The sequence below is a fragment of the Streptomyces sp. NPDC104581 genome (genome assembly GCF_055583685.1).
This window is the reverse complement of record NZ_JBVJNN010000074.1, coordinates 1-13,762: the sequence shown is the minus strand read 5'-3', so window position 1 is coordinate 13,762 and position 13,762 is coordinate 1. Positions and strand designations below refer to the sequence as shown.

Sequence of the window (13,762 nt, the reverse complement as noted above, 5' to 3'; positions counted from 1 at the left end):
CCCCCCCCCCCCCCCCCCCCCCCCCCCCCCCCCCCCCCCCCCCCCCCCCCCCCCCCCCCCCCCCCCCCCCCCCCCCCCCCCCCCCCCCCCCCGGTACCGCTCGACCCGGCAACGCGGGGCGCCCCTTCGGGGCCAAGGCCTACGCGGCCGTACGGCGCCCGCCGTCGGTGCCGCGCTCCGGCGGGCGGCCACGACGGCCGCCCCGCCCGCCGCGTCCGGACCCGCCGGGCGCGCCGAGCCTGGCCCCGCCGCCTCCGCCCGAACCCGGGCCGCCGCCGCGCCGGGCCGGCCGGGACGCGCGCGCCTTCTGCGGCTTCCGCTCGGCGGGCTGCTGCGGCACCTCGATGGTGACCGCGACCCCGGAGGGCTCCCGCGCGCCGGTGAGCCGGGACAGTTCCTCGTCGGTCGACTTGACGCTGGCGGAGCGGGGCGCGATGCCCGCGTCCGACATCAGCCGCGTCATGTCCCTCTTCTGCTCGGGCAGGACGAGCGTCACGACGCTGCCGGACTCACCCGCGCGCGCCGTGCGTCCGCCGCGGTGCAGGTAGTCCTTGTGGTCGACGGGCGGGTCGACGTTGACGACCAGGTCGAGGTCGTCGACATGGATGCCGCGAGCCGCGACGTTGGTCGCGACGAGCACGGTGACCAGGCCGGTCTTGAACTGGTCGAGCGTGCGGTTGCGCTGCGGCTGGGACCGCCCGCCGTGCAGGCCCGAGGCCCGTACGCCGCTGGCCAGCAGCCGCTTGACCAGCCGGTCCACGGCCCGCTTGGTGTCCAGGAACAGCAGCACCCGGCCCTCGCGCGCCGCGATGCGCATCGTGACGGCCTTCTTGTCGGTCTCGTCCATGACGTACAGGACGTGGTGCTCCATCGTCGTGACCGCGCCCTGGGAGGGGTCGACGGAGTGGACGACGGGATCGGTCAGGTACCGCCGTACGAGCCGGTCGATGTTCTTGTCCAGCGTCGCGGAGAAGAGCATCCGCTGCCCGTCCGGCTTCACCTGTTCGAGGAGGGCGGTGACCTGCGGCATGAACCCCATGTCGGCCATCTGGTCGGCCTCGTCGAGGACCGTGACGGTGACCTGGTCGAGTCGGCAGTCGCCGCGCTCGATGAGATCCTTGAGCCGTCCGGGCGTCGCCACGAGCACTTCGGCGCCGCGGCGCAGCTGCGCGGCCTGCTTGCTGATCGACAGGCCGCCGACGACGGTGGCCACGCGCAGGTTCACCGCGGTGGCGTACGGGGTGAGCGCGTCCGTGACCTGCTGGGCCAGCTCGCGCGTGGGCACCAGCACCATCGCGTACGGGGCGCGCGGCTCGGCGCGGCGGCCGGCGAGACGGGCGAGCATCGCGAGGCCGAAGGCGAGGGTCTTGCCGGATCCGGTGCGGCCCCGGCCGAGGATGTCGCGGCCCGCCAGGGAGTTCGGCAGGGTGGCGCCCTGGATCGGGAAGGGCTCGGTCACACCGAGGGAGTTGAGGGTCTTGAGCAGGCCCGCGGGCATGTCGAGCTCGTCGAACGCCTCGACGGCGGGCAGCGCGGGGGTGATGGTTTCCGGCAGCGTGAACTCCTGCGGGCGGGCGGCACGGCGGGCCGGCGCCTTCGCCGAGCCCTTCGCGGGGCCCTTGGCACGGGAGTTGGCCGGGCGCTTGCCGGCCGGGCGGGGAGCGCGGGCCGGGCGTTCGGAGCGAGTCATACGGTTGATGCGCCTTCCTGGACCTGTGGACAGCACAAGCCGGGACCCGCACCGTGCAGGTGCGGGCCCCGGCTGCGAGGTACGCGTCCGGAAACTAGGCCGGGACGATGTTCTCCGCCTGCGGGCCCTTCTGGCCCTGCGTGACGTCGAACGAGACCTTCTGGCCCTCCTGGAGCTCACGGAAGCCCGAGGTGGCGATGTTGGAGTAGTGGGCGAAGACGTCGGCGCCGCCGCCGTCCTGCTCGATGAAGCCGAAGCCCTTTTCCGAGTTGAACCACTTCACGGTTCCAGTAGCCATGTCATTCTCCTAAAACAGGTGCAGAGACGAATCCGCACTTCACGGATTCCTCGTCGCCGCATTGAGCCCCATCCGGAGAAGCCGGCGAAAACATTAAAATGCGCCTGAGGAACATTCCCGTCAGGCGCACATAAAGTTCATGGGTACCAAAACTGCAACGCATGTAGCCTAGCACGCCCCCGGCGCCGGCGCGGATCCGACGCGCCGGAACCCCTCGGACGGGTGTCGTGGCCGGTCACGGCGGTTCAGCCCGGCACGATGCCCCGCGCGCGGGCCGCCGCGAGCCACAGCGGGAATTCCGCGACGAGCCGGTCGTACAGCACGTCGTCCGGCACCTCTCGCGGGTCGGGGCCGGCGTGGAAGAAGCCCGCGTTGTCCACGGACCGCTTCTGCGGGACGGGCAACTCGTCGAGTTTCCGGAGGAAGTCGAACTGCGAACTTCGCTTGTTGCCGAAGCCCACGAACTGCCAGAACAGCGGGAGTTCGGCCGCCTTGCAGAGATACCGCTCGGCGGCGAGCCGGTTGACGGGCCCGCCGTCGGTCTGGAAGACCACCAGGGCGGGCGCCGTGGACCCGCTGTCCAGATAGTGGTCGATCACCGCGTCCATGGCGAGGTGGTAGCTGGTCTTGCCCATGTGCCCGAGTCCGGCCACGATCCGGTCGATACGGCCCCGGTGGTCCGCGAGTGAGATGTCCGTCTCGCAGTCGACGTCCGTGGAGAAGAACACGACGGGGACGACGCCGTCGTCGTCGAGGTTCGCCGAGAGACCGAGGACCCGGTCGGCGAATGCCTGCATGCCGCCGTCCCGGTAGTACTCGCGCATCGACCCCGAGTAGTCGAGGACGAGGTAGACGGCCGCGCGCTGACCGCTCATCCCGTGCTTGCGCAGTGACACGCCCGCCGCCCGGTAGTGCCCGAGGAGCGCGGGAGCGGTCTCCTCGATCTTGACGAGGCTGATCGCGGGGCCTCCCGCGGAGGACGCTGTGGTCATGCGTGCTGCCGTTCACTCGGCGGTGCGCGGGGGGTGCGTCGAGGTTACACAGCACCGGAAACACATGTCACGGCGCCCGCCGGTGTCCGGTCGGGGACTGGCGGGCGCCGTGTCTTGCGGAGGGTCCAGGGGACGTCCCCCGGGCCGTCACCGCCCGTACGCCGTTGTACGGGACGTCAATCGGCCGTCAGACCGTGAGCGAACGGTCCGTCGGGCGGATCGGGGCGTGCAGATCGCTCGCCCCGGTCAGATAGCGGTCGACGCCGCGCGCCGCCGAGCGGCCCTCGGCGATGGCCCACACGATCAGGGACTGGCCGCGGCCCGCGTCCCCGGCAACGTACACGCCGTCGACATTGGTCGCGTACTCGGCGTCCCGTGCGATGTTGCCCCGCTCGTCCAGTTCGAGTCCGAACTGGTCGACGAGGCCGTTCTCCCGGTCGGTGCCGGTGAAGCCCATCGCGAGGGTGACCAGCTCGGCGGGGATCGTCCGCTCGGTGCCCGCCTTCGGCACGGGGCGGCCGTCGGTGAACTCGACCTCGGTGAGGTGCAGCGAGCGCACGTTGCCGTCCTCGTCGCCCTCGAAGTGGGTGGTGGAGACGGAGTAGACCCGCTCGCCGCCCTCCTCGTGCGCGGAGGTGACCTTGTAGAGCATCGGGAACGTCGGCCACGGCTGGTTCGGGGTCCGGTCCTCGCCCGGCCGGGGCATGATCTCCAGCTGGGTGACGGACGCCGCGCCCTGGCGGTGCGCCGTACCGACACAGTCCGCGCCGGTGTCGCCGCCGCCGATGACCACGACGTGCTTGCCCTCGGCGGTGATCGGGGAGACCGTCAGGTCGCCCTCCTGCACCTTGTTGGCCAGCGGCAGGTACTCCATCGCGAAGTGGATGCCCTTGAGGTCGCGGCCGGGCACCGGCAGATCGCGCGAGACGGTGGCGCCGGCCGCGATGACCACGGCGTCGTGGCGCCTGCGGAGCTTCGCCGCGTCGACGTCGCGGCCGATCTCCGTCTCCGTACGGAACTTGGTGCCCTCCGCGCGCATCTGCTCGATACGGCGGTTGATGTGGGACTTCTCCATCTTGAACTCGGGGATGCCGTAGCGCAGCAGGCCGCCGATGCGGTCGGCGCGCTCGTACACGGCGACCGTGTGGCCGGCCCGGGTGAGCTGCTGGGCGGCGGCCAGTCCCGCGGGGCCGGAGCCGATGACGGCGACGGTCTTGCCGGAGAGCCGCTCCGGGGGCCGTGGGACGACGTCACCGTTGTCCCACGCCTTGTCGATGATGGAGACCTCGACGTTCTTGATCGTCACGGCGGGCTGGTTGATGGCCAGCACGCACGCGGACTCGCACGGCGCGGGGCAGAGCCGGCCGGTGAACTCGGGGAAGTTGTTGGTGGCGTGCAGGCGTTCGCTCGCCGCCGTCCAGTCCTCGCGGTACGCGTAGTCGTTCCACTCGGGGATGAGATTGCCGAGCGGACAGCCGTTGTGGCAGAAGGGGATGCCGCAGTCCATGCAGCGTCCGGCCTGCTTGCTGATGATCGGGAGCAGCGAGCCCGGAACGTAGACCTCGTTCCAGTCCTTCTTGCGCTCCTCCACGGGGCGGGACTCGGCCGTCTCGCGCCCGGTGGTCAGGAAGCCCTTGGGGTCAGCCATTGGTCGCCGCCTCCATCATCTTCTCGGTGGTCTCCTGCTCGGAGAGACCGGCGAGCTCAGCGGCGTCCTTGGCGGCGAGCACTGCCTTGTAGGTGGAAGGAATGATCTTGCTGAAGCGGGTCACCGAGGTGTCCCAGTCGGTCAGCAGCTTCTCGGCGACGGTGGAGCCGGTCTCCTCGTGGTGACGGCGCACGACGTCGTGCAGCCACTCCTTGTCGGTGTCGGTGAGGTCGGTCTCGACAGCGCCGAGGTTGCCGGCGTTGACGTTGTCCGCGTCGAGGTCGATGACGTAGGCGATCCCGCCGGACATGCCGGCCGCGAAGTTGCGCCCCGTCTCGCCGAGTACGACGGCGTGCCCGCCGGTCATGTACTCGCAGCCGTGGTCGCCGACGCCCTCGGAGACCACCGTGGCACCGGAGTTGCGGACGCAGAAGCGTTCGCCGGTGCGTCCGCGCAGGAACAGCTCGCCGCCGGTCGCGCCGTAGGCGATGGTGTTGCCCGCGATGGTCGAGTACTCGGCGAGGTGGTCGGCGCCCCGGTCGGGGCGGACGACGACCCGGCCGCCGGAGAGGCCCTTGCCGACGTAGTCGTTGGCGTCGCCCTCCAGGCGCAGCGTGACGCCGCGGGGCAGGAAGGCACCGAAGGACTGGCCCGCCGAGCCGGTGAAGGTGATGTCGACGGTGTCGTCGGGCAGGCCCGCGCCGCCGAACCTCTTGGTCACCTCGTGCCCGAGCATGGTGCCGACGGTGCGGTTGATGTTGCGGATCGCGATCTGCGCGCGGACCGGCTGGGCGGCCTCGGCGCTCTCCGCGCCGAGCGCGTCGGCGGCGAGCTTGATCAGCTGGTTGTCGAGCGCCTTGGCGAGGCCGTGGTCCTGCTCGACGATCCGGTGGCGTACGGCGCCGTCGGGCAGGTCCGGCACGTGGAACAGCGGCTGGAGGTCCAGACCCTGCGCCTTCCAGTGGTTCACGGCCCGCTCGGTGTCCAGCAGTTCGGCGTGGCCGACGGCCTCCTCAAGGGTGCGGAAGCCCAGCTCGGCCAGGATCTCACGGACTTCCTCGGCGATGAACTCGAAGAAGTTGACGACGTACTCGGCCTTGCCGGAAAAGCGCTCGCGCAGCACGGGGTTCTGGGTGGCGATGCCCACCGGGCAGGTGTCGAGGTGGCAGACGCGCATCATGACGCAGCCGGAGACGACGAGCGGGGCGGTGGCGAAGCCGAACTCCTCGGCGCCGAGGAGCGCGGCGACGACGACGTCCCTGCCGGTCTTGAGCTGGCCGTCGGTCTGCACGACGATGCGGTCGCGCAGCCCGTTGAGCAGCAGGGTCTGCTGGGTCTCGGCGAGACCCAGCTCCCAGGGGCCGCCCGCGTGCTTGAGCGAGGTGAGCGGGGACGCGCCCGTACCGCCGTCGTGGCCCGAGATCAGGACGACGTCGGCGTGCGCCTTGGAGACACCGGCGGCGACCGTGCCGACGCCGACCTCGGAGACCAGCTTCACGTGGATGCGGGCGGCCGGGTTGGCGTTCTTCAGGTCGTGGATGAGCTGGGCGAGGTCTTCGATGGAGTAGATGTCGTGGTGCGGCGGCGGCGAGATGAGGCCGACGCCGGGCGTGGAGTGCCGGGTCTTGGCGACCCACGGGTAGACCTTGTGGCCGGGGAGCTGGCCGCCCTCGCCGGGCTTGGCGCCCTGCGCCATCTTGATCTGGATGTCGTCGGCGTTGACCAGGTACTCGCTGGTGACGCCGAAGCGGCCGGAGGCGACCTGCTTGATGGAGGAGCGGCGCTCGGGGTCGTGCAGCCGGTCGGCGTCCTCACCGCCCTCGCCGGTGTTGGACTTGCCGCCGAGGCGGTTCATCGCGATGGCGAGGGTCTCGTGCGCCTCCTTGGAGATGGAGCCGTAGGACATGGCGCCGGTGGAGAAGCGCTTGACGATCTCGGAGGCGGGCTCGACCTCGTCCAGGGCGACCGGCTCGCGGCCGGAGTCGAAGTTGAAGAGTCCGCGCAGCGTCATGAGGCGCTCGGACTGTTCGTTCACCCGGTCCGTGTACTGCTTGAAGATGTCGTAGCGGCGGTTGCGGGTGGCGTGCTGGAGGCGGAAGACGGTGTCCGGGTCGAAGAGGTGCGGCTCCCCCTCGCGGCGCCACTGGTACTCGCCGCCGATGTCCAGCGCGCGGTGCGACGCGGAGATGCCGGATGCCGGGTACGCCTTGGCGTGGCGGGCGGCGACCTCCTGGGCGACGACGTCGAGACCGGCGCCGCCGATCTTGGTGGCCGTACCGCTGAAGTACTCCGCCACGAAGGCGTCGTCGAGACCGACGGCCTCGAAGACCTGCGCGCCCCGGTAGGAGGCGACGGTGGAGATGCCCATCTTGGACATGACCTTCAGGACGCCCTTGCCGAGCGCGTGGATCAGGTTGCGCAGGGCGTGCTCGGGCTCCAGTCCCTCGATGAAGGTGCCCGCGCGGACGAGGTCCTCCACGGACTCCATCGCGAGGTACGGGTTGACGGCGGCGGCGCCGTAGCCGATGAGCAGCGCGACGTGGTGCACCTCGCGTACGTCGCCGGCCTCGACCAGCAGTCCCACCTGGGTGCGCTGCTTGGTGCGGATGAGGTGGTGGTGCACGGCGGCGGTGAGCAGCAGCGACGGGATGGGCGCGTGCTCGGCGTCGGAGTGCCGGTCGGAGAGCACGATGAGGCGCGCGCCGCCTTCGAGCGCGGCGTCGGTCTCGGCGCAGACCTCCTCGATCCGGGCGGCGAGGGCCTGGCCGCCGCCGCTGACGCGGTAGAGGCCGGAGAGGGTGGCGGCGGTCATACCGGGCATGTCGCCGTCGGCGTTGACGTGTATGAGCTTGGCCAGCTCGTCGTTGTCGATCACCGGGAAGGGCAGCGTGACGCTGCGGCAGGACGCGGCGGTCGGCTCCAGGAGGTTGCCCTGGGGGCCGAGGGAGGAGCGCAGCGAGGTGACGAGCTCCTCGCGGATGGCGTCCAGCGGCGGGTTGGTGACCTGCGCGAACAGCTGGGTGAAGTAGTCGAACAGCAGCCGGGGGCGTGCGGAGAGCGCGGCGATCGGGCTGTCGGTGCCCATGGAGCCGAGCGGTTCGCCGCCGGTGCGGGCCATCGGGGCGAGGATGATCCGCAGCTCCTCCTCGGTGTAGCCGAAGGTCTGCTGGCGGCGGGTGACGGAGGCGTGCGTGTGCACGATGTGCTCGCGCTCGGGCAGGTCCTCCAGCTCGATCTCGCCGGCTTCCAGCCACTCCTGGTACGGGTTCTCGGCGGCGAGGCCCGCCTTGATCTCGTCGTCCTCGATGATGCGGTGCTCGGCGGTGTCGACGAGGAACATCCGGCCGGGCTGGAGGCGGCCCTTGCGGACGACCTTGGCGGGGTCGATGTCGAGGACGCCGACCTCGGAGGAGAGGACGACGAGGCCGTCGTCGGTGACCCAGTAGCGGCCGGGGCGCAGTCCGTTGCGGTCGAGGACCGCGCCGACCTGGACGCCGTCGGTGAAGGTGACGCAGGCGGGGCCGTCCCAGGGCTCCATCATCGTGGAGTGGTACTGGTAGAAGGCGCGCCGGGCGGGGTCCATGGAGTCGTGGTTCTCCCACGCCTCGGGGACCATCATCAGTACGGAGTGCGGCAGCGACCGGCCGCCGAGGTGGAGCAGTTCCAGGACCTCGTCGAAGGACGCCGAGTCGGAGGCGTCGGGGGTGCAGACCGGGAAGGTCCGCTCCAGTGTCCGGGGGTCGTCACCGAACACGTCGGAGACCAGCTGGGACTCGCGGGCCCTCATCCAGTTGCGGTTGCCCTTGACCGTGTTGATCTCGCCGTTGTGCGCGACGAAACGGTACGGGTGGGCGAGCGGCCAGCTCGGGAAGGTGTTGGTGGAGAAGCGCGAGTGGACCAGGGCGACGGCGGTGGCGAAGCGGCGGTCGGAGAGGTCGGGGAAGAAGGGCTCCAGCTGGCCGGTGGTCAGCATGCCCTTGTAGACGATCGTCCGGGCGGAGAGCGAGGGGAAGTAGACGCCGGCCTCGCGCTCGGCGCGCTTGCGCAGGACGAACGCCTTGCGGTCGAGGGCGATGCCCGAGCGGGTACCGGCGGCGACGAAGAGCTGGCGGAAGACCGGCATCGTGGAGCGGGCGATGGCACCGAGCATCTGGGGGGCAACCGGTACCTCGCGCCAGCCGAGGACGTCGACGCCTTCCTCGGCGGCGATCGTCTCGATCCGTGAGACGGCCTCGTCCGGGTTCCCGGCGGGCAGGAAGGCGATGCCGACGGCGTACGAACCGGACTCGGGCAGCTCGAAACCGGCGACCTCGCGCAGGAACGCGTCCGGGATCTGGAGCAGGATGCCCGCGCCGTCACCCGAGTCGGGCTCGGAGCCGGTGGCGCCGCGGTGTTCGAGATTGCGCAGTACGGTCAGCGCCTGCTCGACCATCTCGTGGCCGGGCACACCGGTCAGGGTGGCCACGAACCCGACGCCACAGGCGTCGTGCTCGTTACGGGGGTCATACATGCCCTGCGCAGCGGGGCGGCCATCCATGGGCGACCAGGCGTCGAAACGCATCGGCTCTCCCGTCGTCGTCGTGGCGTTTGCGATGAACCGAGGGACGACGTTGGCCCTGGGCAAAATTTCGTGCAGGTTACATGATGGGTCGGCTGCTCAGGAAGCGGAAAGCTGATTCCAGCATGTGGACGCCGCTCGTGGCGGCGAAGTGGGTCTGAGGTGATCAAAGGCGACGGACCGCCGGACACCGGACCACGGCGGAGCGGGCTTCTTTGCCCGCAGCGCCTACGGGTCATGCCCGGAGTTCAAGCGTTCGAAACAACCGGGTAACGGCTGGATATGTGACGCCATGCATAGTGTCCCACCCGTGTGGGGGAACCGCCGGGAGACGGAAGAGGGATGTTCGTCACCACAGTGACGCCGCCGCCCCGACCGCGCAATATGTCGTACGCCGTGACGGGCCGTCCGGGGCGCGCGGGGTGCGGGGGCCGGGAGACAGGGGCGTGCGCCGGGGTCCGGGCCGGGGCCGAGGCGTGCGCCGGGGCCGTGGTCGGGGTCGGCGGGACCGGACGTACCGCGCCGGACGGATCGTGGGCCTGACGCGTCAGACCGTCGCGCCGAAGATCGTGCCCAGTCCGTACGTGAGGGCCGCCGCCGTACCACCCAGGAGCAGCTGGCGCAGACCGCTGTACCACCACGTGCGCGCGGTCACCCGGGCCACCAGCGCGCCGCAGGCGAAGAGGCCGAGCAGTGCCACGAGCACGGCGGGCCACAGGACCGTCGCGCCCAGCAGATACGGCAGGACGGGCAGCAGGGCGCCGAGCGCGAAGGAGCCGAAGGAGGACACCGCGGCGACCGTGGGCGACGGCAGGCCGTCCGGGTCGACCCCCAGCTCCTCGCGTGCGTGGATCTCCAGCGCCTGTTCGGGGTCCTTCGAGAGCTGCGCCGCGACCTCGCGCGCCAGATCCGGGGCGACGCCGCGTGACACGTACAGATCGGCCAGCTCCGCCATCTCGTCCTTGGGGAACTTGCGCAGCTCGCGCCGTTCCACCTCCAGCTCGGCCTGGACCAGCTCGCGCTGGGACGCCACGGAGGTGTACTCCCCCGCCGCCATCGAGAAGGCGCCGGCCGCCAGGCCCGCGAGCCCGGTGATCACGATCGTCTGCCGGTCGACGGCGCCGCCCGCCACACCGGTCATCAGGGCGAGGTTCGAGACGAGTCCGTCCATCGCGCCGAACACCGCGGGACGCAGCCAGCCGCCGTTCACATCACGGTGCGTGTGATTGTCACGGTGTGATCCGTGGAGCGGCGCCTCGTTGTCCATGACGGACACGGCTGTCCCCTTCCCGCGCTGGTCCCGCTGTCGTCCGGTGACGGGACACCCCGCCACGGCTTCGAAACTACGCACGAAACAAGGCCCTCGCCAGCACGGAAGGCCATGCTTACCGGGGCACCAGCCGGGTGACAGCGGCGCTCACCCGACTCCCGCGAGGCGCGGCGTGGCACGTATGGGAGGAACCGAGGGCCGCGACTGGGCCCGATGCGTGCGAAAGGCCCCGCGATGGAGTTGACTGCCTGCGGACCCGGCGTCGGTCCGGACCTCGGTCCGGACGCGGTTCCGACCCTCGACCCCGATGACCCCGATGACCTCGGTGCCGAACCCGACGTCGCGCTCAGCCTCGATGCCGACGTCGCCACGCTGCGGGCGCGGGCACGCGGCGCGCTGCTCGGCCTCGCCGTCGGCGACGCGCTCGGCGCCCCCGCCGAGAACATGCGCCCCTCCGAGATCCGCCGCCGCTGGGGCCGTATCGAGGGTTTCGTCACCGACGACCCGGCGGGCACCGACGACACCGAGTACGCGATCTTCTCCGGGCTCCTGCTGGCCAGACACGGTTCGGCGCTGACCGTCACCCATGTCGAGAACGCCTGGCACCACTGGCTGGCCGACCTCGACGAGGGGCCCTTCCGGGGAGCGGGGTTCAGCGAGCGCGGCACCCTGGAGAACCTGCGCAGGGGCCTCGCCGCCCCGATCACGGCCCAGCACCGGCACGCCTGGAGCGACGGGCTCGCGATGCGGGCGGCGCCGTTCGGCGTCTTCGCGGCGGGCCGCCCGGCGGAGGCGGCCAGACTCGTCGCGGTCGACGGGACCGTCAGCCACGAGGGCGAGGGCATCTACGGCGGCCGGGCGGTCGCGGCCGGGGTCGCCGCCGCCATGACGGGCGCGGGGCCCGCATCCGTGGTCGCCGCCGCGCTCTCCGTGATCCCGATGGACTCCTGGACGGCGCGCTCTCTGCGCCGCGCGGTGGTCGCGGCCGGCCGTGAGTACCCCGACACGCTGACGAGGGAACGGGCGGTCCGCTCGGCCGTCGTCATCGGCGGCTACCCGTGGACGGACCTGGCGCCGGAGGCGGTGGGCCTGGCGTTCGGCGCGTTCGCGGCGGCGCGGGGGGACTTCCGTACGTCGGTCCTGACGGCCGTGAACATGGGCCGCGACGCCGACACCACGGCGGCGGTCGCGGGCGCGCTGGCGGGAGCGGTGTCGGGCTCGGGCGCCGTCCCCGAGGAGTGGGCCTCGGCGATCGGACCGGTACGGGGCAGCTGCCTGCCGTCGATGCGCGGCTACCACGTCCTGGACATCGCGGACCTGCTGACACCGGACGACGACACTCCGGCGGCACGATGAGCGGGCGCCTGCCGATGCGGGAGGGAACGAGCACGACACCCGCGACGCCCGCGCCTCCGGACGGGCCGCCGGCCCGTCCGGCACGGGAGGAGGGGGCGACGGCCGCGCGGAGTTCGACGGCCCCGGCACTTCACGGCGAATCCACTGCCGCCCCGTTTCCAGCGCCTCCGGTGCTCCGTGGTGAGACGGCCACGGGTGGGCCTCCGCCCCGGCCGGCGCCTGTGGCCGGGCCGGCGACCGGCCGTACACCAGCCGGACCCGCACTCGGAGACCGGCCCGCCGGCGCCCGGGACCGTGCCCGTCCGGCACGGGAGGAGGGGGCGACGGCCGCGCGGAGTTCGACCGCCCCGGCACTTCACGGCGAATCCACTGCCACCCGGCTTCCGGCCCCTCCGGTGCTCCGTGGCGAGACGGCCACGGGCGGGCCTCCGCCCCGGCCGGCGCCTGTGGCCGGGCCGGCGACCGGCCGTACACCAGCCGGACCCGCACTCGGAGACCGGCCCGCCGGCGCCCGGGACCCGGCCCGTCCGGCGATTGACGACCCGCCCGTCGGCGGGCGTGGGCCGGTCGTCGGCGGGCGCGGGGCGGCCGTCGGTGACGCCCACCGGTGCGAACACCTCGCCCCGCGCTCCCGGCGCGCGCCCCACAGGGGCCTCCCGCGCCACCGGGTGGAAGGGCTGCTGCTCGGGCTCGCCGCCGGTGACGCCGCCGGGTGGCCCGCCGCGCGGCACCGTGCCGCGCGGATGCCCGAGTGGACCCGCCGTCTCACCCGCGAGCTCGACACCTTCGCCGAGCAGAACGCGACCACCACCCTCCCCGTCCCCATCGCCCTCAACCAGCCGCCCGAGCCGCTGCGGCTCGGACCCTCCGACGACGCCGAGTGGGCCGTCTTCGCCGCCGAGACCGTGCTCGCCGCGTTCGGTGATCGCGTGACCGGCGCCCCCGGCTTCCCCGGCCTCTCCGGCCTCTCCGCCGACCGGCGCATGCGCGCCGCCGTCGACCTCGCCTGGAACACCCTCGCCGGCGAGATCGCCGCCGCCGCGGACCGGGCGCCCGAGGTCGAGTCGGCCGTACTGCCGCTCCGCGCCCGGATCTCCGTACGCGCCGGGCTCGGCAATCTCGCCACCGGTCTGTGCCCGCCCGCGACCGGCCACGACAACCCGCACTACTTCGACGACGCGGCCTGTGTACGGGCCGTGGTGCTGGCGGCCGTTCACCCGGGACGGCCGGCCGCCGCCGCCGAACTCGCCGAGTTCGACGCCCGCTACACACAGGACGGCGACGGAGTGCACGGCGCCCGCGCGATGGCCGCCGCCGTCGCGTCTGCGCTCGGCGGTGCCGACGCCGCGACGGCCGTCGACGCCGCGCTCGAACAACTCCCCCACCGCACGGAGATCGGCCGCAACGCGCGCCACGCGGTCGAACTGGCCCGGGACTTCGCCCACGAGCCCGCCGGCGCTTTCGGGCTCGTCCCACTGCTGGAGCATCAGATCGTCGACCACGTCTACAGCTACGGCATCGCCGCCGCCGAAACGGTCCCGGTCGCCCTCGCCCTGACCGTCGCGTCCGGCGGGAACGTCGCCGCCGCCGTACCCGCCGCCGCGTGCCTCTCCCGGGTCGCGGACTCCGCCCCGGCGCTCGCCGGCGCGCTGACCGGCGCGCTCGGCGGGGGCGCCGCCGTGCCCCCGACCTGGCGCGACGCCTGCCGCACCCTGGCGGGCTGCGCGCTGCCCCGCCTCGCGGGTACGGACCTGGTCGAACTCGCCGGGCTGTTGGCACGGACGCTCTCCCCACCCGAGGCACCCGACACGGCCGAAGCGGCGGACCCACCGGACCCGCCCGTCACGCACAACTGCCGCTAGGCCGTGTCTGACAAATCCCGCCTGGCCCGCGGCGCCTGGTACGGCACCTCGCCGCGTTGCCGGACTCGGCCGAGTACGCCCGGTACGA

8 protein-coding genes are annotated in these 13,762 nt (G+C 72.4%); 2 read left to right on the top strand and 6 right to left on the bottom strand.

Going from position 1 to position 13,762, the window contains the following annotated elements:
• Positions 1 to 139 precede the first annotated feature (139 nt).
• The 6 genes from ACZ61E_RS31955 to ACZ61E_RS31930 all read right to left on the bottom strand — a co-directional run bounded on the left by ACZ61E_RS31955 (position 140) and on the right by ACZ61E_RS31930 (position 10,453).
• Complete coding sequence (locus tag ACZ61E_RS31955; RefSeq protein WP_469703851.1) at positions 140 to 1,690, bottom strand: DEAD/DEAH box helicase; 1,551 nt, start codon at positions 1,688 to 1,690, stop codon at positions 140 to 142.
• Between the two features lie 94 nt (positions 1,691 to 1,784).
• Entirely contained in the window at positions 1,785 to 1,988 is a 204-nt protein-coding gene (locus ACZ61E_RS31950) for a cold-shock protein (RefSeq protein WP_003969786.1), read from the bottom strand.
• 245 nt (positions 1,989 to 2,233) lie between these two features.
• Positions 2,234 to 2,980, bottom strand: coding sequence for a VWA domain-containing protein (locus ACZ61E_RS31945; protein ID WP_469703850.1), 747 nt, complete (start codon positions 2,978 to 2,980; stop codon positions 2,234 to 2,236).
• Between the two features lie 187 nt (positions 2,981 to 3,167).
• On the bottom strand, positions 3,168 to 4,628 hold the full coding sequence (locus ACZ61E_RS31940; RefSeq protein ID WP_469703848.1) for a glutamate synthase subunit beta: 1,461 nt from the start codon (positions 4,626 to 4,628) through the stop codon (positions 3,168 to 3,170).
• Positions 4,621 to 9,189 (bottom strand): glutamate synthase large subunit, encoded by a 4,569-nt coding sequence (gene gltB / locus ACZ61E_RS31935; RefSeq protein WP_469703847.1) that lies wholly within the window; start codon positions 9,187 to 9,189, stop codon positions 4,621 to 4,623. Before gltB ends, ACZ61E_RS31940 begins: the two co-directional genes overlap by 8 nt.
• A gap of 544 nt (positions 9,190 to 9,733) precedes the next feature.
• Positions 9,734 to 10,453 carry a VIT1/CCC1 transporter family protein gene (locus ACZ61E_RS31930; RefSeq protein WP_469703853.1) on the bottom strand — a complete coding sequence of 240 codons (720 nt, stop codon included), beginning with the start codon at positions 10,451 to 10,453 and terminating at the stop codon, positions 9,734 to 9,736.
• Between the two features lie 237 nt (positions 10,454 to 10,690).
• Here ACZ61E_RS31930 and ACZ61E_RS31925 point away from each other — a divergent pair, with 237 nt between their 5' ends.
• Both ACZ61E_RS31925 and ACZ61E_RS31920 read left to right on the top strand, forming a co-directional pair.
• Positions 10,691 to 11,812, top strand: coding sequence for an ADP-ribosylglycohydrolase family protein (locus ACZ61E_RS31925; protein ID WP_469703846.1), 1,122 nt, complete (start codon positions 10,691 to 10,693; stop codon positions 11,810 to 11,812).
• A gap of 668 nt (positions 11,813 to 12,480) precedes the next feature.
• The gene (locus tag ACZ61E_RS31920; RefSeq protein WP_469703844.1) at positions 12,481 to 13,674 is read left to right on the top strand and encodes an ADP-ribosylglycohydrolase family protein; all 1,194 of its coding nucleotides are present in this window, start codon (positions 12,481 to 12,483) and stop codon (positions 13,672 to 13,674) included.
• Positions 13,675 to 13,762 lie beyond the last annotated feature (88 nt).

Excerpts from the sequence above, each read along its gene's own strand:
- ACZ61E_RS31955 (WP_469703851.1), bottom strand. The coding sequence starts at position 1,690 with ATGACTCGCTCCGAACGCCCGGCCCGCGCTCCCCGCCCGGCCGGCAAG.
- ACZ61E_RS31950 (WP_003969786.1), bottom strand. The coding sequence starts at position 1,988 with ATGGCTACTGGAACCGTGAAGTGGTTCAACTCGGAAAAGGGCTTCGGC.
- ACZ61E_RS31945 (WP_469703850.1), bottom strand. The coding sequence starts at position 2,980 with ATGACCACAGCGTCCTCCGCGGGAGGCCCCGCGATCAGCCTCGTCAAG.
- ACZ61E_RS31940 (WP_469703848.1), bottom strand. The coding sequence starts at position 4,628 with ATGGCTGACCCCAAGGGCTTCCTGACCACCGGGCGCGAGACGGCCGAG.
- gltB (WP_469703847.1), bottom strand. The coding sequence starts at position 9,189 with ATGCGTTTCGACGCCTGGTCGCCCATGGATGGCCGCCCCGCTGCGCAG.
- ACZ61E_RS31930 (WP_469703853.1), bottom strand. The coding sequence starts at position 10,453 with ATGGACAACGAGGCGCCGCTCCACGGATCACACCGTGACAATCACACG.
- ACZ61E_RS31925 (WP_469703846.1), top strand. The coding sequence starts at position 10,691 with ATGGAGTTGACTGCCTGCGGACCCGGCGTCGGTCCGGACCTCGGTCCG.